Source organism: Pseudomonadota bacterium (assembly GCA_039818985.1).
In the GTDB taxonomy this organism is placed as follows: domain Bacteria; phylum Pseudomonadota; class Alphaproteobacteria; order Sphingomonadales; family Sphingomonadaceae; genus Alterisphingorhabdus.
The window spans coordinates 271,901-292,455 of sequence record JBCBSU010000001.1; the positions used below are offsets into that span (position 1 = coordinate 271,901).

19 protein-coding genes are annotated in these 20,555 nt (G+C 61.0%); 10 read left to right on the forward strand and 9 right to left on the reverse strand.

The window, feature by feature from the left end; genetic code table 11:
- Window position 1 precedes the first annotated feature (1 nt).
- The 6 genes from AAFX04_01125 to AAFX04_01150 all read left to right on the forward strand — a co-directional run bounded on the left by AAFX04_01125 (window position 2) and on the right by AAFX04_01150 (window position 7,215).
- Window positions 2–973 (forward strand): phytoene/squalene synthase family protein, encoded by a 972-nt coding sequence (locus tag AAFX04_01125; protein MEO1044022.1) that lies wholly within the window; start codon window positions 2–4, stop codon window positions 971–973.
- Window positions 974–1,083: 110 nt separating this feature from the next.
- Window positions 1,084–2,235, forward strand: a complete 1,152-nt coding sequence (locus tag AAFX04_01130; GenBank protein ID MEO1044023.1) for an efflux RND transporter periplasmic adaptor subunit — start codon at window positions 1,084–1,086, stop codon at window positions 2,233–2,235.
- A gap of 66 nt (window positions 2,236–2,301) precedes the next feature.
- Window positions 2,302–5,397, forward strand: coding sequence for an efflux RND transporter permease subunit (locus AAFX04_01135; GenBank protein ID MEO1044024.1), 3,096 nt, complete (start codon window positions 2,302–2,304; stop codon window positions 5,395–5,397).
- A 67-nt stretch (window positions 5,398–5,464) separates the two neighbouring features.
- Window positions 5,465–6,001: a peptide-methionine (S)-S-oxide reductase MsrA gene (gene msrA, locus AAFX04_01140; protein MEO1044025.1), complete on the forward strand. Its 537-nt coding sequence runs from the start codon at window positions 5,465–5,467 to the stop codon at window positions 5,999–6,001.
- 63 nt (window positions 6,002–6,064) lie between these two features.
- Window positions 6,065–6,925 (forward strand): UTP--glucose-1-phosphate uridylyltransferase GalU, encoded by an 861-nt coding sequence (gene galU, locus AAFX04_01145; GenBank protein ID MEO1044026.1) that lies wholly within the window; start codon window positions 6,065–6,067, stop codon window positions 6,923–6,925.
- Entirely contained in the window at window positions 6,925–7,215 is a 291-nt protein-coding gene (locus tag AAFX04_01150) for a hypothetical protein (GenBank protein MEO1044027.1), read from the forward strand. The genes galU and AAFX04_01150 overlap by 1 nt, the downstream gene beginning before the upstream one ends.
- Here the strand turns inward: AAFX04_01150 and aqpZ are convergent.
- Window positions 7,212–7,913: an aquaporin Z gene (gene aqpZ, locus AAFX04_01155; protein MEO1044028.1), complete on the reverse strand. Its 702-nt coding sequence runs from the start codon at window positions 7,911–7,913 to the stop codon at window positions 7,212–7,214. The two genes, AAFX04_01150 and aqpZ, sit on opposite strands and share 4 nt — an antisense overlap.
- 416 nt (window positions 7,914–8,329) lie before the next feature.
- Here aqpZ and AAFX04_01160 point away from each other — a divergent pair, with 416 nt between their 5' ends.
- Entirely contained in the window at window positions 8,330–8,572 is a 243-nt protein-coding gene (locus AAFX04_01160) for a hypothetical protein (GenBank protein MEO1044029.1), read from the forward strand.
- A gap of 21 nt (window positions 8,573–8,593) precedes the next feature.
- Here the strand turns inward: AAFX04_01160 and AAFX04_01165 are convergent, their stop codons facing one another.
- A complete protein-coding gene (locus AAFX04_01165; protein MEO1044030.1) occupies window positions 8,594–9,556 on the reverse strand; it encodes an L-threonylcarbamoyladenylate synthase in 963 nt (320 codons plus the stop codon).
- 51 nt (window positions 9,557–9,607) lie between these two features.
- Here AAFX04_01165 and AAFX04_01170 point away from each other — a divergent pair, with 51 nt between their 5' ends.
- A complete protein-coding gene (locus tag AAFX04_01170) occupies window positions 9,608–11,347 on the forward strand; it encodes an acyl-CoA dehydrogenase (GenBank protein MEO1044031.1) in 1,740 nt (579 codons plus the stop codon).
- Between the two features lie 24 nt (window positions 11,348–11,371).
- On the opposite strand, the gene AAFX04_01175 is transcribed toward AAFX04_01170, so the two are convergent.
- Both AAFX04_01175 and cobT read right to left on the reverse strand, forming a co-directional pair.
- Window positions 11,372–11,719, reverse strand: coding sequence for a hypothetical protein (locus AAFX04_01175; GenBank protein MEO1044032.1), 348 nt, complete (start codon window positions 11,717–11,719; stop codon window positions 11,372–11,374).
- A gap of 72 nt (window positions 11,720–11,791) precedes the next feature.
- Window positions 11,792–13,618, reverse strand: a complete 1,827-nt coding sequence (gene cobT / locus AAFX04_01180; protein MEO1044033.1) for a cobaltochelatase subunit CobT — start codon at window positions 13,616–13,618, stop codon at window positions 11,792–11,794.
- Between the two features lie 68 nt (window positions 13,619–13,686).
- Between cobT and AAFX04_01185 the strand changes: the two genes are divergently transcribed.
- Window positions 13,687–14,100: a hypothetical protein gene (locus tag AAFX04_01185; GenBank protein MEO1044034.1), complete on the forward strand. Its 414-nt coding sequence runs from the start codon at window positions 13,687–13,689 to the stop codon at window positions 14,098–14,100.
- A gap of 16 nt (window positions 14,101–14,116) precedes the next feature.
- Here the strand turns inward: AAFX04_01185 and tmpT are convergent, their stop codons facing one another.
- The 5 genes from tmpT to AAFX04_01210 form a co-directional block, all read right to left on the reverse strand.
- A complete protein-coding gene (tmpT, locus tag AAFX04_01190; protein ID MEO1044035.1) occupies window positions 14,117–14,773 on the reverse strand; it encodes a thiopurine S-methyltransferase in 657 nt (218 codons plus the stop codon).
- A 7-nt stretch (window positions 14,774–14,780) separates the two neighbouring features.
- Window positions 14,781–16,940, reverse strand: coding sequence for a transglycosylase domain-containing protein (locus AAFX04_01195; protein MEO1044036.1), 2,160 nt, complete (start codon window positions 16,938–16,940; stop codon window positions 14,781–14,783).
- Window positions 16,941–16,986: 46 nt separating this feature from the next.
- A complete protein-coding gene (locus AAFX04_01200) occupies window positions 16,987–17,727 on the reverse strand; it encodes an HAD family hydrolase (GenBank protein ID MEO1044037.1) in 741 nt (246 codons plus the stop codon).
- Window positions 17,728–17,731: 4 nt separating this feature from the next.
- Window positions 17,732–18,658, reverse strand: a complete 927-nt coding sequence (locus tag AAFX04_01205) for an aminotransferase class IV (protein MEO1044038.1) — start codon at window positions 18,656–18,658, stop codon at window positions 17,732–17,734.
- Between the two features lie 116 nt (window positions 18,659–18,774).
- The gene (locus tag AAFX04_01210) at window positions 18,775–19,659 is read right to left on the reverse strand and encodes a LysR substrate-binding domain-containing protein (GenBank protein ID MEO1044039.1); all 885 of its coding nucleotides are present in this window, start codon (window positions 19,657–19,659) and stop codon (window positions 18,775–18,777) included.
- Window positions 19,660–19,915: 256 nt separating this feature from the next.
- On the opposite strand from AAFX04_01210, the gene AAFX04_01215 reads away from it, so the two are divergent.
- The gene (locus tag AAFX04_01215) at window positions 19,916–20,536 is read left to right on the forward strand and encodes a DUF2490 domain-containing protein (protein ID MEO1044040.1); all 621 of its coding nucleotides are present in this window, start codon (window positions 19,916–19,918) and stop codon (window positions 20,534–20,536) included.
- Window positions 20,537–20,555: the final 19 nt, after the last annotated feature.

Sequence of the window (20,555 nt, forward strand, 5' to 3'; positions counted from 1 at the left end):
AATGCATGCACCGCGATCCAGCCATGACCGTGCGGCGCTGGTCGCCTATGCCGCCGATGCCATTGGCCGCGGTTCGCGCTCCTTTGCCATTGCCAGCCGGCTGTTCGACCAGGCCACGCGCGAGCGGGCCTGGCTGCTCTATGCCTGGTGCCGCAAATGCGACGATCTCGCCGATGGCCAGGATATGGGCCATGGCATGCAGACGGTCGAGGATGCGCGCGAGCGGCTCAACTATATCCGCGATCTCACCGCCATGGCGTTTCGCGGCGAGCCGACCGGCGAACCAGCGTTCGACTGCCTGTCGGTGGTCGCTGCCGAATGCCAGATACCGCAATACTATGCCGAGGATGTGATCGAGGGTTTTGCGCTCGATGTTGCCGAATGGCGACCGCGCAGCGAGGCCGATCTGCACCAATATTGCTATCATGTCGCCGGCGCGGTGGGTTGCATGATGGCGATTGTCATGGGGGTCGATCCTGAGGAGGAATCGACGCTCGACCGCGCCTGTGACCTGGGGCTTGCTTTCCAGCTTGCCAATATCGCGCGTGATATCGAAGAGGATGACAGTGTCGGACGTTGCTATCTGCCGGTTGAATGGCTGGTCGAGATGGATATTCCGCCGGGCCAGCATATGAAGCCGCCTTTCCGCTCGGCACTGGCGCGCTTGGCGCGGCGGTTGGCCGACCAGTCGGAGCGTTATGAGGCATCGGCGCGCATCGGCGCGCGCAAGCTGCCCTATCGGGCACGCTGGGCGGTGCTTGCCGCTGCCGGCATCTATGGTGATATTGCCCGCGAGGTGCGCCAGCGCGGCGAGACCGCATGGGACCATCGCACCATCACCACCACAGCCGCCAAGCTGGGTTGGATTGTGCGCAGCATGTGGCGTGCGACCCGCCCGGCGCGGCGCAATGCTGCGGCGCTGGGTCGCGAGGGGCTATGGACCAGGCCGTGCCGACTGGCCCAATCGCACTAGCGCATAACCCTATCAGGCGATTGCGATTTCGCCGGGGTTAACCGTCTTTTCGATTGCATTTGGCAACCAGATACCTTTTGGTGCGTTGTTACGTCTTATAGGGGCTCTTTGTGCGGTCATTTTCCATATTCGGACAGATCAGAAAAACAGGGCATATAGCCATTGTACCGTTACTGCTGCCGATGCTGTTGCTCGCCGGTTGCGGTGGCGAGCAGGACGATGATGCGGCACAGGCTATCGAGCCGCCCGAAGTGACCACCACCACGGTGCAGCCGGCTGAAACCACCCGTACGCTCGAAGCGGCGGGGACGGTGCGCTATCTCGCCGAGACCGCGCTAGGCTTCACCACTCCGGGGAAAATTGCCAGCATCCGCTATGTCGCCGGTGAAAACGTGCGGCGCGGCGAATTGCTGGCATCGCTCGATACCACCACTGTGTCTGCTGACCTTGCCAGCGCCCGGGCCGAGCTGGAGCGCGCCGAAGCCGAATTTGGGCGTATCGAAAAACTGTTCAAACAGGGCTGGGTGACAAGAGCCCGGCTCGATCAGGCCGAAGCCGCCGCCAAGGCGGCCCGGGCGCAGGTGAGCAGCGCCGGTTTTGCACGCGAGACATCGCAGATCATCGCGCCGTCCAGCGGTGTTATCCTGGCGCGCAATGCCGAGCCGGGCCAGATCGTCCAGCCGGGGACGGCGGTGCTGATCCTCGGGGAGGCATCACGCGGCCTGGTGTTCGAGGTTCCTGTGGTCGACAGCGACATTGCCGGACTCAGCATCGGCATGCCGGCAAAAATCCGGCTGGCGGCGCTGGGTGGTGAAGAAATCGATGCCCAGATACGCGATATTGACGGTCGCGCCGATCCGCTTTCGGGCACTTTCACCGTATCTTTCGCGCTGCCCGAAAATCCCGATCTCCGCTCGGGGCAGATCGGCACCGCCTTTGTCCGTATGCCCAAAGGCGATGGCGACGACCAGGTGACCATCCCGTCCGAAGCGCTGTTCGATGTCCGCGCCGATGAAGGGTTTGTCTATGTCCTTGCCGAGGTCAAGGAAGAGGGCAAGCCGGTGCGCTACAGGGCGGTATCACGCAATGTCGTTATTGGCGCGCTGCTCGATGACCGCATGACCATCCGCGATGGACTGACACCCGGCGAGCGCATTATCGTCACCGGGCATCAGGATGTGCATGCCGATGATATCGTCGCCATAGCGTCGCAGCCTGCTCCGTCCAAAACCGCGCAAAAGGCATCCGGAGCGACGCCATGAGGCACGGCGGTGATGGCGTAAGATGGATATGCGAGCCGTGATAATGCCCGCCGTGAGAATGGCTGCATGAGTCCTGCCGCCTTTACCATCGGCCGCTGGCAATTGTCGCTGGTGCTGTTCTTGCTGCTGGCGGCGCTGGGTGTCAGCTCGCTGCTCAGCATATCGCGCTCGGTTGACCCGCACTTCCCAATTCCCGTGGTCATTGTCGTCGCGGCCCAGCCGGGTGCCGATGCTGCCGATCTGGAAGAGACTATTGCCAAGCCGATTGAGGAGGTGCTGCAGGGGCTGGACGATATCGATGAGATCGCCTCGACCAGCTATGACGGTCAGGCGGTGGTGCGCGCGGAATTCGACTGGGGCGGCGATGCCGACCAGTATTTCGACGATGTCGTGCGCGAGGTGAGCGCGATCCGCGATCAGCTGCCCGAGGGGCTGGTCAGCCTCGAATATAACAAGGTTCGCACCACCGAATCCGCAGTGCTGCAACTGGCGCTGGTCAGCGAAACCGCAAGCTGGCGGCGGATGGAGAAATATGCCGAGGATATCCGCGATGCGCTGGTGCGCTATCCCGGTGTGCGCGCGGTCAATCTCGACGGACTTGCTGCGCCCGAGGTTGAGGTGGCGATCCGCCCTGGCAGGCTGGCCGAGCTGAGCATCACCCCGACCGCTGTTGCCGACGCGCTGCGCGCCGGCGGTGCCGAACTCCCGCCCGGAGCGGTGCAGAGCGGCGAGCGCCGCTTCAATGTCGAGGCGGGGGGTGCGTTTCGCGATCTCGACACTATCCGCGAGCTGCCGGTGCGCGCCGGCAATGGCACGGTGGTGACCATTGACGACATTGCCGATGTCAGCTGGGGCAATAGCGAACAGCTTTATCGCGCCCGCTATAACGGCCAGCGCAGCGTCTTCATCACCGCGACCCAGAAGGACGGCGTTGATGTCATCCGGTTGCGCGAACAGATTATCGCCGAGCTCGATCAGCAGAAGCAACTGCTTCCCGGCGACATACGGATCGACCAGATTTTCGACCAGAGCCGTGATATTGAAAAACGCCTCAGCGAACTGACGCGAGACTTTACCATCGCGGTGACGCTGGTGATCTTCACGCTTCTGCCCCTGGGCTGGCGCGCCTCGGTGATCGTGATGATCTCCATCCCGCTGTCTTTGGCCTCGGGGCTGCTGGCGATCGACTTTTCCGGCTTCAATCTCAGTCAGCTTACCATTGCCGGGTTCATCGTCGCGCTCGGTCTGCTGGTCGATGATTCCATCGTGGTGACCGAAAATATCGCCCGGCACCTGCGCATGGGCAAGCGACGAAGTATCGCCGCAGTCGATGCCACCCGCGAGATTACTCCTGCCGTGCTCGGTTCGACCGGGGTGCTGATCTTCGCTTTTGCCCCGCTGCTGTTCCTGCCCGAGGGCGCGGGCGAATTTACCCGTTCGTTCATCTTCGCCATCATCTACACCGTGGCGGCCTCGCTGGTGGTGTCGCTGACCATCATCCCGTTCCTCGCCAGCCGATTGCTGTCGCGCCATGAAGATCCGGATGGCAATGCGGTGCTGCAATGGCTCAATCGCCAGATCGAGCATTTCTACAACCCGTTGCTGCACCGCGCGCTCGACAATCCGCGCCGTACCTTCTGGGGGGCGATGCTGGTCTGTGTATCGGCTTTCGGGTTGATCCCGGTTATCGGTTTCAGTCTGTTCCCCTATGCCGATACCAGCTATTTCCTGGTCACTATCGAAGCCGAACAGGGCAGCAGTCTGGACCGCACCGACCGCATCATGAAACAGGTCGATGCGATATTGGCGAAAGAGGAATCGGTGACCGCGCGGGCGGAAAATGTCGGTGCCGACAATCCGCAGGTATTCTACAATGTCTTCTCCAACCGCCAGCGCACCAATTATGGCGAGACACTGGTGGTACTCGACGAATGGGACCCCAATAGCAGCCCCGATGTGATCGCGCGTATCCGTGAGCAATTTGATGCCATTCCCGGTGCGCGCATCAATGTCGATCTGTTCCAGAACGGCGCGCCGATCGCCGCGCCAATCGAAATCCGCATCATCGGTGACGAGCTGGAAACGCTGCGGCGCTACGCCGGCGAGATTGAGCAGATTTTGCGCGAGACGCCGGGCGCGCGCGATGTCATCAACCCGGTCAGCACCAACCGCATCGATCTCAATCTCGGTCTCGATGAGCGCAAGGCCGCATTGCTCAACATTCCTGTTGGCGAGCCGCGCCGCGCGCTGCGGCTGGCACTGAGCGGCGAACAGGCGGCTATATTCCGCGACAATGAGGGCGACAGCTATCCGGTGACGGTGCGGCTACCGCTCGACAATAACCAGCCGGTTTCTGCGCTCGATGCGGTTTATGTCGCCACCCGTACCGGCGATCCGGTGCCGTTGCGGCAGATCGCCTCGCCCAGGCTGGAGAGCGTGCCGCCGCAGATCACCCGTTATCAGCAGGAGCGCAACGTCAACATCACGGCCAATGTCGAACCGGGCGCACTGGTATCGCGAGTCACCGACGACGCGCTGCGGCGCATCGAATCCGAAATCGAACTGCCTCAGGGCTATCGCATCTCGGTCGGCGGCGAGGCGGAAGCGATCGGCAACACCTTTTCCGGCTTTGGCCCGATCATCGTCATCGCCCTGTTCGGCATATTCGCGGTGCTGGTCGCCGAATTTGGCCGCTTCCGTGAAACCATCGTGGTTGCCGGGGTGATCCCGCTGGGCACCTTTGGCGGCCTGATCGCGCTGCTGATAACCGGCAATTCGCTGTCCTACATGGCAATTATCGGCTTTGTCGCGCTGGTCGGCATCGAGATCAAGAACTCGATCCTGCTGGTCGATTTCACTGCCCAGCTGCGCGCCGACGGCATGAAGCTGCGCGAGGCGATCGAGCGTGCCGGTGAGGTGCGTTTCCTGCCGGTGCTGCTGACATCGGTGACCGCTGTCGGTGGCCTCAGCCCGCTCGCCATTGCCGGCGGGTCGCTCTACGGGCCGCTGGCCTGGGTGATTATCGGCGGGCTGATTTCCTCCACCGTGCTGTCGCGGATCATCACCCCGGTGATGTATTTGCTGATCGCCCGCAACGAACCGGGCCAGGGCGGCGATACGAAAACACCGGCTCCGGCCAAACCCGCGCCGACAAAGGCTTGAGCCTGACCGGCCGCGATCTTATCTTGGCGGCGCATAACCGACACATGGCAAGGCAGGACGGAAAAGCATGAGCGAACAGACAGCGATTTTGGCGGGCGGCTGCTTCTGGTGCACCGAGGCGGTATTCAACGACGTCATCGGCGTTAGCAAGGTCGAGAGCGGCTATATTGGTGGCCATACCGAAAATCCGACCTATCGCCAGGTGTGCTCGGGCAGGACCGGTCATGCCGAGGCTATTCGCGTCACCTTTGATGATGAAGCAGTCGGCTATGGCGATATCCTCGACATCTTCTTCGCAACCCATGACCCGACACAGCTCAACCGTCAGGGTAATGATGTCGGCACCCAGTATCGCTCGGCGATCTTTCCGCTCAACGATGCCCAGCATAGTGAGGCCGAGGCTGGGAAAATCCGCGCTGCGGAGGGCTGGCCCGCACCGATTGTCACCACCATCGAAGAAGCCACAACATGGTATCCGGCGGAGGACTATCACCAGGAATATTGGGAGGGTGAGGGACAGCGTAACCCCTATTGTATTGCTACCATCCCCCCCAAGCTGCAGAAATTGCGCAAGAGTTTTGCCAACAGGGTCAAGTCCGCCTGACCGCATGTCGATAATTACAGACCGTCCGCGACAGGCGGCGCGCATCTTTCGGGGAGGAAATCGATGAAACCAATTCGCAAGGCGGTGTTTCCCGTCGCCGGCATGGGCACACGTTTCCTGCCCGCCACCAAGGCGATTCCGAAGGAGATGCTGCCGGTGGTCGATCGCCCGCTGATCCAGTATGCGGTGGACGAAGCTATCGAGGCGGGGATCGAACAGATGATCTTCGTCACCGGTCGCGGCAAGAGCGCCATCGAGGACCATTTCGATATCGCCTTCGAGCTGGAAAAGACGATGAGCGAGCGCGGCAAGTCACTCGATATATTGGCGCCGACCCGGCTTGGCCCCGGTCGTTGCGCCTATGTCCGCCAGCAGGAACCGCTCGGCCTTGGTCATGCGGTGTGGTGCGCCCGGGATATTGTCGGCGATGAGCCCTTTGCCGTGTTCCTGCCTGATGAATTCATGCACGGCTCGCCCGGCTGTATGAAGCAGATGGTCGATGCCTATGCCACCACCGGCGGCAATCTGATCAGCGTGCTCGAAGTGCCGCGCGAGCGGGTGTCCAGCTATGGCGTGATCGCGCCGGGGGCGCAGAACGGCAACCTCACCGAAGTTACCGGACTGGTGGAGAAACCGAAAGTTGAAGAAGCGCCGTCAAACCTGATTCTGTCGGGCCGCTATATTCTTCAGCCAGAGGTGATGCGGACGCTGGAGCATCAGGAAGCCGGTGCCGGCGGCGAGATTCAGCTCACCGATGCCATGGCGCAGATGATCGGCGACCAAGCGTTCAATGCCGTCACCTTTGACGGTCGCCGCTATGACTGCGGCTCGAAAGTCGGCTATATAGAGGCCAATCTGGCACTGGCGCTTCAGCGTGACGACATGGCCGACCAGGTCCGTGCCATTATAAGGGAGATGGTCTGATGAAAATCGTGCATATGGCTGTTGTGCTTGCCGGGGCGTCCATGCTGGGCGGATGTCTTGCCGCCGAGATCGTCACCGCGCCGATTGACGCGGTTACCACCACCCAGTCCGAGGCCGATGAAGACCGGGGGCGTGCTATGCGCGAGCGTGACGAGAAGCTCGGCAGCCTCGAACGCCGTCGCAAGGATGCCCTCAAGGATTGCGACAAGGGCCGGCGAAGCCGCTGCGAGGATGCCGACAAGCTCGAACGCGAGATCGCCGAACTTCAGGCCGCACCGCTCGACTATTAGTCGGTCACATCCGGCTTATCGTCTTCACCGCCGATGACGCGATAGGCCAAGGCACCGAGCACGCCGCCGATAATCGGCGCGACCCAGAACAGCCATAGCTGTTGCAGCGCGACGCCGCCCTCGATCAGCGCCGGGCCGGTGCTGCGCGCCGGGTTGACCGAGGTGTTGGTCACCGGGATGCTGATCAGGTGGATCAGCGTCAGTCCCAGGCCGATGGCAATTGGCGCAAAGCCCGCCGGAGCCCGGCCATCAGTGGCACCCATGATGATGATCAGGAAAAAGGCGGTCAGGATAATCTCGGCAATCAGGCCCGCCATCATGTTGAAACCGCCCGGGGAATGGTCACCATAGCCATTGGAAGCGAGGCCGCTGACCTCACCTGCCCCCGAGGCAATGGCGTAAAGGGCAGCGGCGGCGATAATCGCGCCCGCCACCTGGGCGATGATATAGATCGGTGCGTCCTTCATCGGGAAGCGTCCGCCCGCGACCAGACCGAGCGTCACGGCCGGGTTGAGATGGCAGCCCGAAATATGACCGATGGCATAGGCCATGGTGAGCACTGTCAGGCCAAAAGCCAGCGACACGCCGAGCAGGCCGATACCGACCTCGGGAAAGGCGGCGGACAGCACCGCGCTGCCGCAGCCGCCGAATACCAGCCAGAATGTCCCCAATAATTCTGCAAATGCCCTTTGTGTCATGGACTGCTCTACCCTTTCAGTCGTGAATCAATGCCCTTAAAGCTCGATGAAAATGGAAAATCCGTCAAGCAAGTCCGGGAACCATAGAGGGTTATGGCCCCCGGACTGCCCATTCGTCCGCTTCCGCTGCCCCCTGTTTTTGACCCGAAAGGCGGGACGAAATGTTATACCCCAGCGTGTAGCAGCATCTGGCGGGAGCACGGGTAAAGAGATGTAACGCGCGGCCAGGTGCCTCTGCACGTTGCGAAATTTCTCGATGATGGCACGGCAATATCCGCCGTCCCCTTGTTTGAACGCACAGTTATGCTATTATAACTTCGACATTTTGCCGGACTGTTTGATTGCCGGTTGCTGATCGCCGACGCGGAAAGTGACCGGACCTATTTCCTGTCGCTCTATGTTGTTCTCTGGCCCGCATGGCGCGGGTGTTGCATCGGGATACTGGGCTTATGACTTTTTTGCGCGTTTTGAATGTCCATGCTGTCTTTCTCTTTGCCTTTCTGCCGGCGATTTCGGTGATGCTTTTTGTCGCCTTTGCCACCGGTGATAAAGGCGACTTTGTGACCTATGGTCTGTTTGCATTGCTGGCGAACGGCGCCTGGGTGCTTAGCAAACAGGGCCGGACGTTCATCGCCGATCAGATCAGCATTTCCAAATAACAGCCCTGGTGGCTGACCGGCTCAGGCTGCGGCGCGGCGCAGCCGGTCGTTAATCGCGACACCAATGCCGGTTTCGGGCACCGGAGCCACTGCTATGGCCTTGCCGCTGCCGCTATCGGCGCGGTGTAGCGCCGCATAGAGCCGGGATGCCGCCTCGGCCAGATCGCCGCTCGGCGAAAGGCTTTCGTCACCCGCAACCTCTCCAAAACCGATCAGCCATTCCTCCTGCGTCGCTTCAATCACATTGAGCCGCAGCGGTTTTTGCGGCGCATAATGGCTCGCCAGCTGGCCCGGCGCGGTAATTGCCTTGTCGGTGCTATCGGACAGCGGGTCGCTGTTGAGCAGCGTGGCAATTGCCGCCATGGTGATCGGCCCCGGTCGCAGGATGCGCCATCCGGCATCGCAGACCGAAATGATGGTCGACTCCACCCCGCTGCTGCACGGCCCGTCATCGAGGATTAGCCCGATCCGGCTGCCAAGGCTGGTCGCGACATGGGCGGCGCTGGTCGGGCTGATTGCGCCGCTGCGATTGGCCGAGGGCGCGGCGAGCAACAGGCCTGAATGCTGCAGCACGTTTTGCATCGCCCGGTGCGCCGGACAGCGCAGTGCAATGGTGTTGAGCCCGGCGGTTACCGCTGGCGTCACCGAATCATGCCCGACGTGGCTCAGCGGCAGCACCATGGTCAGCGGGCCGGGCCAGAAGGCCTTTGCCAGCTCTTCGGCAATGGCATTGAATCGGGTAATGCAGCGCGCGGCATTGCTGTTGGGCACATGCACAATCAGCGGATTGAAATCGGGTCTACCCTTGGCGCGGTAGATCGCCGCTACGGCATCGGTGGATGCGGCATTGGCAGCCAGACCATAGACGGTTTCGGTCGGCAGCGCGACCGGCTCGCCGGCGCGCAGGGTGGCAACCACGCGGTCAATTGCGCTGTCGGAATAGGCTAGGATTTCCGGCTTTTCTGCACTATTTTCATCACCCATGGGGTGGCCATAGCCCCGAACATAGTCTGATACTACGGGATATTCTCACTCATGACCTTTACCGCGCCGACCAAAGACCAGCTTTTTGCGCTTGAGACCGCCACCGACATATCCGAACTGAGCAGGCATGAGCGCTTTGGCGAAGCCGATGCCGACTTGGTGCAGGCGATTGTCGAAGGGGTGGGCCAATTTGCCGAGGGCGAATTCGCGCCGCTCAATCGTGTCGGTGATGAAGTCGGTGCCAAGCTGGTCGATGGCCGGGTGGTGATGCCTGAAGGGTTCAAACAGGCCTATAAGGGCTATGTCGAGGCCGGGTGGAACAGCCTGTGCGCCACGCCCGATCATGGCGGGCAGGGCCTGCCCTTCGCGCTGGCGACGGTATCGCTGGATTCGCTCGGCGCGGCAAATATGGCCTTTACCCTTTGCCCGATGCTCTCGGTCGGTGCGATTGAGGCGCTCGAACACCATGGCAGCGAGGAGCAGAAGGAACGCTATCTGCCCAAGCTGATCTCGGGCGAATGGCCGGGCACGATGAACCTGACCGAGCCACAGGCGGGCAGCGATGTCGGCGCGCTGCGCACCACCGCGACACCGCTGGGCGACGGCAAATATCAGATCAAGGGCCAGAAGATTTATATCACCTTTGGCGACCATGATATGGCCGATAATATTATCCATCTGGTGCTGGCGCGCACCCCCGATGCGCCTCCGGGTACCAAGGGCATTTCGCTGTTCCTGGTCCCGAAATATCAGCTCAATGACGATGGCACGCCGGGCAAGGAACAGGATATCGAAACCGTTTCGATCGAGCACAAGCTCGGCATCCATGCCTCGCCCACCTGTGTGCTGCAATATGGTGAGCGCGGCGAATGTATCGGCGAGCTGATCGGTGGCGAATTTGGTGGCATCCGCGCGATGTTCACCATGATGAACAATGCCCGGCTCAACGTCGGGCTGCAGGGCGTCGAAATTGCCGAGCGCGCGACGCAGCAGGCATTGCACTATGCGCAGGAGCGGGTGCAGTCAGCCCGTGCCGGTGGAGATAGCCGCGATCCGGTAGCGATTGTCGAGCATCCCGATGTGCGCCGCATGCTGCTGCGGATGAAGGCAGGCACCGAGGCAGCACGGGCTTTGCTCTATTTTGCCGCCGGACAGGTCGACCGTGCGACACTGGGCGTGGACGGTGCGCAGGAAAAGGTTGATATCCTTACGCCGCTGGCCAAGGGCTATGGCACCGATCTCGGCATAGAGATCGCCTCACTCGGCGTACAGATTCACGGCGGCATGGGCTTTGTCGAGGAGACCGGCGCGGCGCAGCATTATCGCGATGCCCGCATCATGCCGATCTATGAGGGCACCAATGGTATTCAGGCCGCCGATCTGGTCGGTCGCAAGCTGGCGATGCGTGGCGGCGAGGCGATGAAGGAGTTTCTCGACGAACTGCGCGATATCGCAGGCAATGAGGCGCATGTCGCCGAGCTGGTCGCGGCGTGTCAGGAGGTCACCAACTGGATGCTTAATGCTTCGGTCGATGAGCGGCTGGCGGGCAGCTATGCGTATATGACGATGATGGCGGTGGCGACATCGGGCGCGCTGATGGCAAAGCAGCACCGCGTGGCGCAGGAACGTGTCGATTCCGGAGAAGGCGACAGCGCCTTTTGCAAGGCCAAGCTGGTCACCACCCGCTATTATTGCGACCATATGGTCCCCGAAGCTCTGGGGCTAAAGGCATCCGCTATGGGCGGCGCAGATTTACTTTACGCATTGAGCGCGGAAGAACTAGCGGCGTAGTAGTAACCGCCGCCAGCGGAGCCATTACATCGGCAGCAACTCGCCGTCCCAGCCATATTGCAGGCCATCAGTGGAGTCGGTGCGCACGATATTGATGGAGATCGAATCCGGATCGGCGCCGGAGCCTTTCATCGTACCGGCGGCGACGATGAATTCCGGTGCACTCTGATTGTCGCTGCCGCCGACATAAAAGGCGCTGTAATTCCGGCCCGGGACCGAACCTGACGCAGCCCAGTCGCCATTTGCTGTATATTCGACCTGTTTGAAGGTCAGTGTGCCGGTAACCGGCCCCGCCCCCGTCGCATTGACGGCAAGAATTACGTCGCGTGAACCGTCATCATATGGCTTGCTGCCCAGCTTCCAAACACCCATGTCTTCCTCCCTGTGTATTTCACAGGGCATGATGACGATATTTATCAAATTGTAAAGTAACGTTTATTGGCGTTATTCTTCATCGAACAGCTCGGCCAGCTGCTCAACCATGGTGCCGCCAAGTTGTTCCGCGTCCATAATGGTCACCGCACGGCGATAATAGCGGGTGACATCATGGCCAATGCCGATGGCGATAAGCTGCACCGGTGAACGGTTCTCGATCCAGTCGATCACCTGCCGCAGATGCTGTTCGAGATAGCCGCCATGATTGACCGACAGAGTCGAGTCATCGACCGGCGCGCCATCGGAAATCACCATTAATATCCGTCGCTCTTCGGGCCGACTGATCAGCCGGTTATGCGCCCAGAGCAGCGCCTCGCCGTCGATATTCTCCTTGAGCAGGCCCTCGCGCATCATCAGGCCGAGATTCTTGCGCGCCCGGCGCCAGGGCTCATCCGCCTGTTTGTAGATGATATGGCGCAAGTCATTGAGCCGACCCGGATTGGCCGGGCGATTGTCGGCCAGCCATTCCTCGCGGCACTGGCCACCCTTCCATGCCTTTGTGGTGAAGCCCAATATCTCGGTCTTGACGCCGCAACGCTCGAGTGTCCGCGCCATGATATCGGCGCTGATCGCCGCGATCGAGATCGGTCGCCCGCGCATCGAACCGCTATTGTCGATCAGCAGCGTCACCACCGTATCGCGGAAATCGGTGTCGCGTTCGATCTTGTAGGACAGTGACTGGCCCGGATTGACGACGATGCGCGACAGCCGTGCGGCGTCGAGCAGGCCTTCCTCCTGGTCGAAATCCCAGCTCCGGTTTTGCTGCGCCATCAGCCGTCGCTGCAACCGGTTGGCAAGCTTGGTCACCGCGCCCTGCAATGTCGTCAGTTGCTGGTCGAGATAGGCGCGCAGCCGCAGCAGCTCTTCCTCGTCGCACAGTTCAGGAGCCGGGACTTCCTCGTCATGGCGTGTGGTAAAGGCCTTGTAATCGAAATCCTCGGGCAGCTCGGTCCATGGCCGGTTGGGCCGTACCGGCATCATGCCATCGTCACCGGCATCGCCCGGATCGCCATCGCCATCTTCGTCAAATTCGCCTTCGGTCTGCTGGTCCTCGCCCTCCTGGCCTTCGCCCTGTTGCTGCTCGCCACGGGCATCGGCCTGGCCCTGATCGCCGGCGGCTTCTTCCTCGCCCTCATCAGGGGATTCGTCCTCCTGCTCGCCGTCTTCCTGATCCTGTTCCTCGTCCTCGCCTTCCTGCTCGTCCATATTGGGTTCGGTAAGGTCGAGATGCTCGAGCAGGTCGGCCATGATTTCGGCAAAGCCGCGCTGATTGTCGAGCACATCAGACAGCGCCGCGAGGTCTTCGCCAGCGCGCTCCTCGATCCAGCCGCGCACCAGATCGACGCCCTGCTGCGCCCGTTCGGGGATTGGTCGCCCGGTCAGCCGCTCGCGTGCGATGAGCGATATGGCGCTTGACAACGGCACATCATCGGGCTGCACTGCGCGGGCAATCGGGTCGGAACGCATGCGCATCTCCAGCGCCGCATCCAGATTGTCGCCAACACCGGGCATGGCGTTGCTGCCCAGCGCCTCGACCCTCACCTGTTCGAGCGCGTCATAGACGGCGCGCGCTACCGCTTCGCGCGGCGCATTGCGGCCATGCGCCGCGATATCATGATGGCGCAGCCGCAGGGCATAAAGATCGGCATAGCCGCGCGCCTCGGCGACCTGATCGGCCGGCAGGGTGCGCTGCGGCATCGGCACCCGCAATTTGTTGCCTGATTGCGACGGTGGATCAGCGGTAAAGGCCAGCTCCAGCTCATCCTCATGCGAAATGGCACGCGCGGCGCCGCCAAGAACGGATTTCAGATCATCTAACGGGGTGCGTTCGGTCATAAACAGTTACATATGCACGCTACCACGGTTAGCATAGCGATTATTTCGGATAACAGGGACGGACAGAGATGGTGCGTGAAAGGGTGACCAGGGCGGTCGGAGAAATGCGTGCAATCGGCAACCCCGGCAAGATGACACATCGTGAATATCAGGCCGCGCTCAACGCGCTGAATATCTTTTTCGGCGCGATTATCGGCGTCAGCCTGGGCAATATCGAAACCATACCGACATGGGATTATGTCATTCTGCTGGTGGTGACGTCCGCACTGGTGATGCAGATATTGCTGGTTAGCTATACCCATAGACGCATATGGAACATGCTGATGCTGGTGATATTTCTGGGTGCCGCCTGGTATATCCACCTCAATCCCAGATCCGATATAGAACTGGAATTTCCGTCAAAGCTGCTGCCGACACTTTCCGTCTGGGCGGTGCTGGCCTTCGGGATCGAATTTTCCGAACGGACCGATGAGCCGGAGTGAAGCAAGCACGGACATGTCATGCAATATCGCCACGTTTATCGCGACCGAGGTGCAGGGCATATTCAATACCCGAACATCTTTCGGCCAGCGGACCTTCTATGGTGCGTTCAGCCAGCAGGCTGCAGCGATATATGCTCTCATAAAGCTGTTCTACCGCTGATTGGGGTATCGAAAATGGCGGCCCTTCGGTCTGCCGCTGATCATAGTCATAGCTGATCAGCAGCTGCGGTGCATTTTGCGTAATATCGGCCAGCTGCGCAGCATAGCGGATGCGGATTTCCTCCGGCAGGGCAACAAGTGCGCCTCGGTCGAAGATCGCATGGACATCGCCGAGCAATGCCTGGGGCAGGGCAAAGAAATCGCCGACATAGAGCGTCAGATTGCCATGATGGAAGCATTTCAGGCCATTGGCTTCGGTCTGCTCGGGAAGAAGGCCGAGACGGGCAAACACTTCTTCGACCGCAGCCTGATGGAATTCAATACCGACGACTTTAACCCCTCTGGCCAGCAGCCAGTCAATATCGAGCGTCTTGCCGCACAGGGGAACGAGGACTGTGTTCCCGGCATCAAGGTCCAAGGCATCGAAATGGGCTTCGAGAAAGGGATGCGCCACGGGTTCATGGAAAGCGATCCTGTTTTCCTGCCAGCGTGATTGCCAAAATTCTTCTTGCATAGCTTCGCTAATCCTCCTCGCCGCCCAGCCTTAGCTTCACATCACGCCCGCCAATCTCGGTGGTGATGGTCACGCCATTCTCATCGGCTTTGATCCGTGTCTTGCCGTCCTCTTCGCCATCACCCTCGGCGGGCGGGGTTTCTTGCTCCGGGGTTTCGCTTTCGGGCACGGCTTTCACAGCTTCGGCCTCCGGCTCCGCAGTCCCGGTCTTCGGTCTGGCGCGGCGCGCGGGCCGGGCGCCCTGCAGCGCCTCGGCCATGAACCGCTTCCATATCCGTGCCGGCAGGCCGCCGCCCTGGATGCCGTCGAGCGGGCTGTTATCGTCATTGCCGACCCAGACACCGACCACCAGCTCATCGGGCAGATCACCGGCATAGCCGATGAACAGCGCGTCGCGATTGTCCTGGCTGGTGCCGGTCTTGCCATAATTGGCGATGGCCAGCTGCGCCGCGCGTCCGGTGCCGCGATTGACCGCAGCGCGCAGCATCTGCTGCATGTCGCGATGGACCCGGCTGTCATAGCTGTCGGGTCCGTTGGCGAACCAGTCGAACCAGCCCGGCTCCTCGGCGGCAAAGGCGGTGGGCGTGACCGGCCAGGCATTGGCGGCAAGGCCGGCATAGGCAGCGGTCATCTCGATCAGGCTGGTCGAGGCGGTGCCCAGCGCCTGACTCGGATCGCCATCGACAAAATCGGCGGTGACCCCCAGATTGCGCGCCTCGGCGATCACCGCTTCGCTGCCCAGCTGCTGGAACAGCCGCACCGCGACGACATTGCTGGACTTCACAAAGGCCTCTTCCAGCGTGATCATCCCGCGATATTTCTCGCCGGCATTTTTCGGACGATAGCTGCCGCTTTCTATCGGGCTGTCATCAACCAGCGTGTCGGGTCGCATCCCCGAGCGTAACGCCGCGAGCCAGACGAACAGTTTGAACGCCGATCCCGACTGCCGCTCGGCCTGTACCGCGCGGTTGAATTGCGACTGTTTATAGTCGCGCCCGCCGACCATGGCGACCACCTCGCCATTGGGACGCATTGCTACCAGCGCCACCTGGGTGTCGCCGGTGACGCCGCGCTGCACCACGCGTTGGGCAATCGCCTGCAGCCGGGCATCAAGTGTTGTTGTCAGCTCCAGCGTGGCATAGCTGGTCTCGGTTACGGCGCGGGCCTGCGGCATCGCCCAGTCGGCAAAATGGGTGCCGATTGGCACCGCCTTGCGCTTGTTGCGTACATCGAGCACCGGCACCGGCAGGGCATCGACCTCGGCCTGGGTCATATAGCCCGCAGCAACCATTGCCTGACGCACCAGCCTGTCGCGTTCTGTCGCTGCCTCCCAATTGCGCGTCGGCGCATAGCGCGACGGTGCCTGGACCAGCCCGGCGAGCATGATCGCTTGCTCCGGTTTCAGATTTTCCGGCTGGCGGTAGAAATAGTGCAGCGAAGCGGCGCGCAGGCCATAGACATTGTCGCCAAAATAGGCGTTGGAGAGATAGCGTTCGAGAATCTGGTTCTTGGTTAGCCAAGCCTCCATCCAGAAGGCGATCAGTGCTTCGCGCGCCTTGCGTGTCAGGCTGCGTTCGGGGGTGAGGAAGCTGATCTTGGCGAGCTGCTGGGTGATGGTGCTGCCACCCTGGGTACTGCCGCCGCCCGATATATTGGCCCATAGTGCGCGGCCGACACCGCGCGGATCAACGCCCCAATGGTCGTAAAAGCGCCGGTCTTCGATCGCCAGGAACGCCTGGATCACATGGTCGGGCAAATCCTCGGCCACCACCGGATCGCGGACAATGGCGCCGTTGCGCGCAATGGGTGAGCTGTCGCTGGCGGTCAGGGTGATTTCCGGTGCTGCAATCGGCTCGAGCGATTTGGACAGCGGCGCGGTAATCGCCAGCCAGATAATGATCGCGAGAAACAGCCCCGTGCCAACACCAGCGCCGCGCAATATCCACCACCGCCAACCGCGCTTTTTTGGCGGGACCTCGGTAGTGTCATATTGGGTGTAATAGGGGGAATCGATTGGCGCTGCGGACGGATCTTCGTTGCTCTTGCGGCCGAAAAAGCTGCGCAGCGCATCGAGCGGCCGTTTGCGCCGCATCCATGGCTGACGCTCGGCAATCTCGGCCTCACGCGCGCGGCGATATTCCGCGAGATAGGAATCGATATCCGTCATACCCTACTGTGTTATCTGACTATAACGGTCTTGGCGAGGATGTTTTTCAGCGCAACCGCTGCTCCCATAGCGGTGCATAGCTGGCAAGAGCAGCCTCGGCGATGGTGGCATAGTCGCCCTCAAGCTGTGGCAGGTCACCCGGCGGTGCCCCGAAGCCGGTGGTTTGGATAATGCTGTCATACCAGTGCGATGCCCAGATGCCGTCTTCGGGCTGAACCCCCGATGACCAGTTGAGCATGGTGGGTTGATAATCGATCTCCAGCGCGGTGCAGAGCTTCTGAAGCATGGATGCAGGGTTATGCAGGATATCATCGCTGTCGATGACAATCGCCGGCTGGCCCAGCTCGCCAGTGACATGATGGAACAGTTCATATTGCTGGGGAAAGCCGATGGCCTCGAGGCTGGCGGTCTCCATCTTGCGGGCATAGGAGGCCATGACCCGCGCCGGGTGGCGGATCAGAAAGGCATGATGCACTTCGCCCATCCAGCCACGGTCAATGTCGTCGACCATATGGTGCGTCATCTGCTTCTGATAGAAGATCGGCCGTGTAGCTGGGGCATGGGCCAGCCGGTGGATCACCTTGCCCGGATCAGATTCATGCTCGCGCAATATGGCGTCGCGCATCGGATGGTCGAGACCAGTGAGCGCCAGATAAGGCGCATAAAATGGTTCATCGACGCAGATAGTGTCATCGCGCGCGGCAAAGCTGCGCATCATGGCGGTGGAGAGGTTGCGCGGTCCCGACCAGAGCGCGATGCGCAGAGGCTTTTCGTAAATGCGGGTCATGGCGTTATCCGATCGGCGTCAGGCTGTGCTGCACCAGCGCTTTGTAGAGGGTGCTGATTCGTTGCGAAACCGGGCCGCCCAGCTGCGCGATTTCACGTCCATCGACTTCGCGCACCGGGCTGACCCCGGCAAAGGTGCCGGTCAGAAAGGCCTCATCGGCGGAATAGACATCGAACAGTGAAAAGCGCTTTTCATAGGCCGGGATGCCAGCCTCGCCGCAGACCTGCAATATGTTGCTGCGGGTGATACCGCCCAGGCAATATTCGGGCGGCGAGGTCCAGACCTCGCCATTGCGGACGATAAAGAAATGCGTCGAGTTGCAGGTAGCGACAAAACCGTCGGCATCGAGCATCAGTGCCTCATCGGCGCCAGCCTTGTCGGCCTGAATACAGGCAAGGATACAGTTGAGCTTGGAATGCGAATTGAGCTTCTGGTCCTGCTCCGCAGGACCGGTGCGCCGCACATGCACGGTGAACAGGCTTTGCCCCTGCGTGATCACTGCGGGCACCGGCTGCTTGTACTCGGGGATGATCACCACCGTTGCCGCGCCAATGGTAAAGCGCGGCCCCTGATAGGGCGTCTTCTTGATGCCGCGCGTCACCATCAGCCGGATATGCACGCCGTCCGTCATCTGGTTGGCGTTGAGGCAGTCGAACAGCCGCTGGGTCAGTTCGGCGCGGGTCAGGCCAATATCCATATCAATGGTTTTCGCGCCTGCATAAAGCCGGTCGAGATGCGCATCAAGAAACGCAATACCGCCATTGCTGACGCGCAACCCTTCCCACACGCCATCGCCGAGCAGATAGCCCGAATCGAACACCGAAATGGTGGCTTCCTCGCGGCGTTTCAGATCACCATTGACGGAAATCAGGATATCGGCATTGCGCGGATCGTCCAGATAATCATGCACGCCATGGGCTTCGCTTGTCATGAGTCACTATCCCCTTTGCGACCTGATTATCTGTTAGGCGCAACATGGGCGCGAAACCAGTATGTTAGTGTGTTTCCGCAGCGTTCATTGTTCGCGACGGCCCGCAACGCTGCGCCTCAAGCCTCTGCACGCATCGCGTTAAGCCGCTGTTGTTGGCGCGCGGTGCGAATGGTGTCACGCAACAATTGCGCCGCCGGCGCCAGACCTGGTGCCTCGAGCATGGCGGTTTCGATATCGGGGAGTTCGGGCAAGCCCGCGCCTGGCAGGACCAGTAGGTCTGTTGGAACCATCTCTTGCGGCAAGGGCGCGATGCCGAGCCCCGCCCTGAGCGCCGCCAGATTTCCGGCCAGCGATCCGCTGCTGAAGGCAATGCGCCATTCCCGTCCTGCCCTGTCAAGCTGTCTGGTGGCCAGATCGCGTAGCACACAGGGTCGTGGTGCACACACCAGAGGCACCGATTCATCGCTGGCCGGCAATGCATAGTCACCCGCCGATACCCAGGCGAGGGTTTCGTGCAGCACCGTTTCGCCATCGCCGGCGCCCGGCATGCGCTTGACCAGCGCAAGGTCGAATGCACCACTGGCGAATCGCTCCAGGATGGGCAATGTCAACTCGCATGTGACTTCGAGCGAGATGCGCGGATGGGCGCGCACAAAATCCGCCAGCATCCCCGGCAAATGGGTGGTGGCAAAGTCTTCCGGTACGCCGAGCCGCACCGTGCCCGACACCTCTGGTGATGCTGCGCTGACGACAAGTTGGCGGTGCAGCGCCAGCAACTCCTTTGCCCGGTCAATCAACCGCTCTCCTGCAGATGTGAGGCCGATTTGCCGGGTGCGCCGGTCGAGTAGTTCTACGCCCAGCTGGTCCTCCAGTCGCTTGACCTGAAGCGATATGGCGGACTGGCCGCGGTTAAGCCTTTGCGCTGCAGCAGTGAAGCTGCCGCATTCGGCCACGGTGACAAAAGCGCGCAGACATGCCGGGTCGAGATCGTCGGATAGCATTATTAATTTTCTTAATAGATAATGTTCTGATTATCAATTTCATTTAACGGGCGCTATGTCCTAAATGGCTTGCAACAGCAATCTTCCGCACGGCGGTCGCCTGTCACCACGCCTCTCCCAAACGCCGATCAGCGTCTGAAACCGCAGGGTTTCAATGTGTAAGCGCGTAAATGGGCAAGGCGGTGACGGCTCACAGGGGACAAAAATGCAGCATCTAGCCTTGTTCATCAGCCGTTTGGGGTGCGCCTGCCTGTTGATGGCGCTCCCCTGTGCGGCGCATGCCACCGATGACGATCTGGAATTCTGGTTCAATCCCACTGTTGCGGTGGCCCTTGATGAGGACACCAGTGTAAAGCTGGAGACAGCGCAACGTTTGCGGCGCGAGAGCCAGGGTCGACCTGACACCTATTTTTTCAGGCTCTGGATGAAGCAGCGGGTGAGCGAAGAGCTTGTGCTTGCAGGTGCGGTGGAGCGGCGCATCAATGATGGCCGACGCGATGAGATTCGCACCATGCAGCAGGTTTATGGCGAATATGGGATAGTCGGCTTGCGCCTCAGGCTCGAACAGCGTTTTGCCGAAGGCGCGGGCGGCAGGATGGGGCTGCGTTTTCGCGCCCGCGCCGGCGTGGCCATTCCGCTGGATGAGAGCGGTAGCTGGACCCTGAACCCTGATATTGAGAGCTTCGTCACCTTTCGCAATTCCAGTCCCGGCGGCGACATCGGCAAGACCGAGCTGCGCACCCAGATTGCGGTCGTCCATCGGGCAAGCGACAATCTGACGCTGAAACTTGGCTATCTCATGCAATATGATCTGGAGCAGCGCGAGGTGGATACGGTCGGCCATGCACCGATTGTGGGCATCCATATGTCATTCTAGGGTCGGGTCATACTGCCCC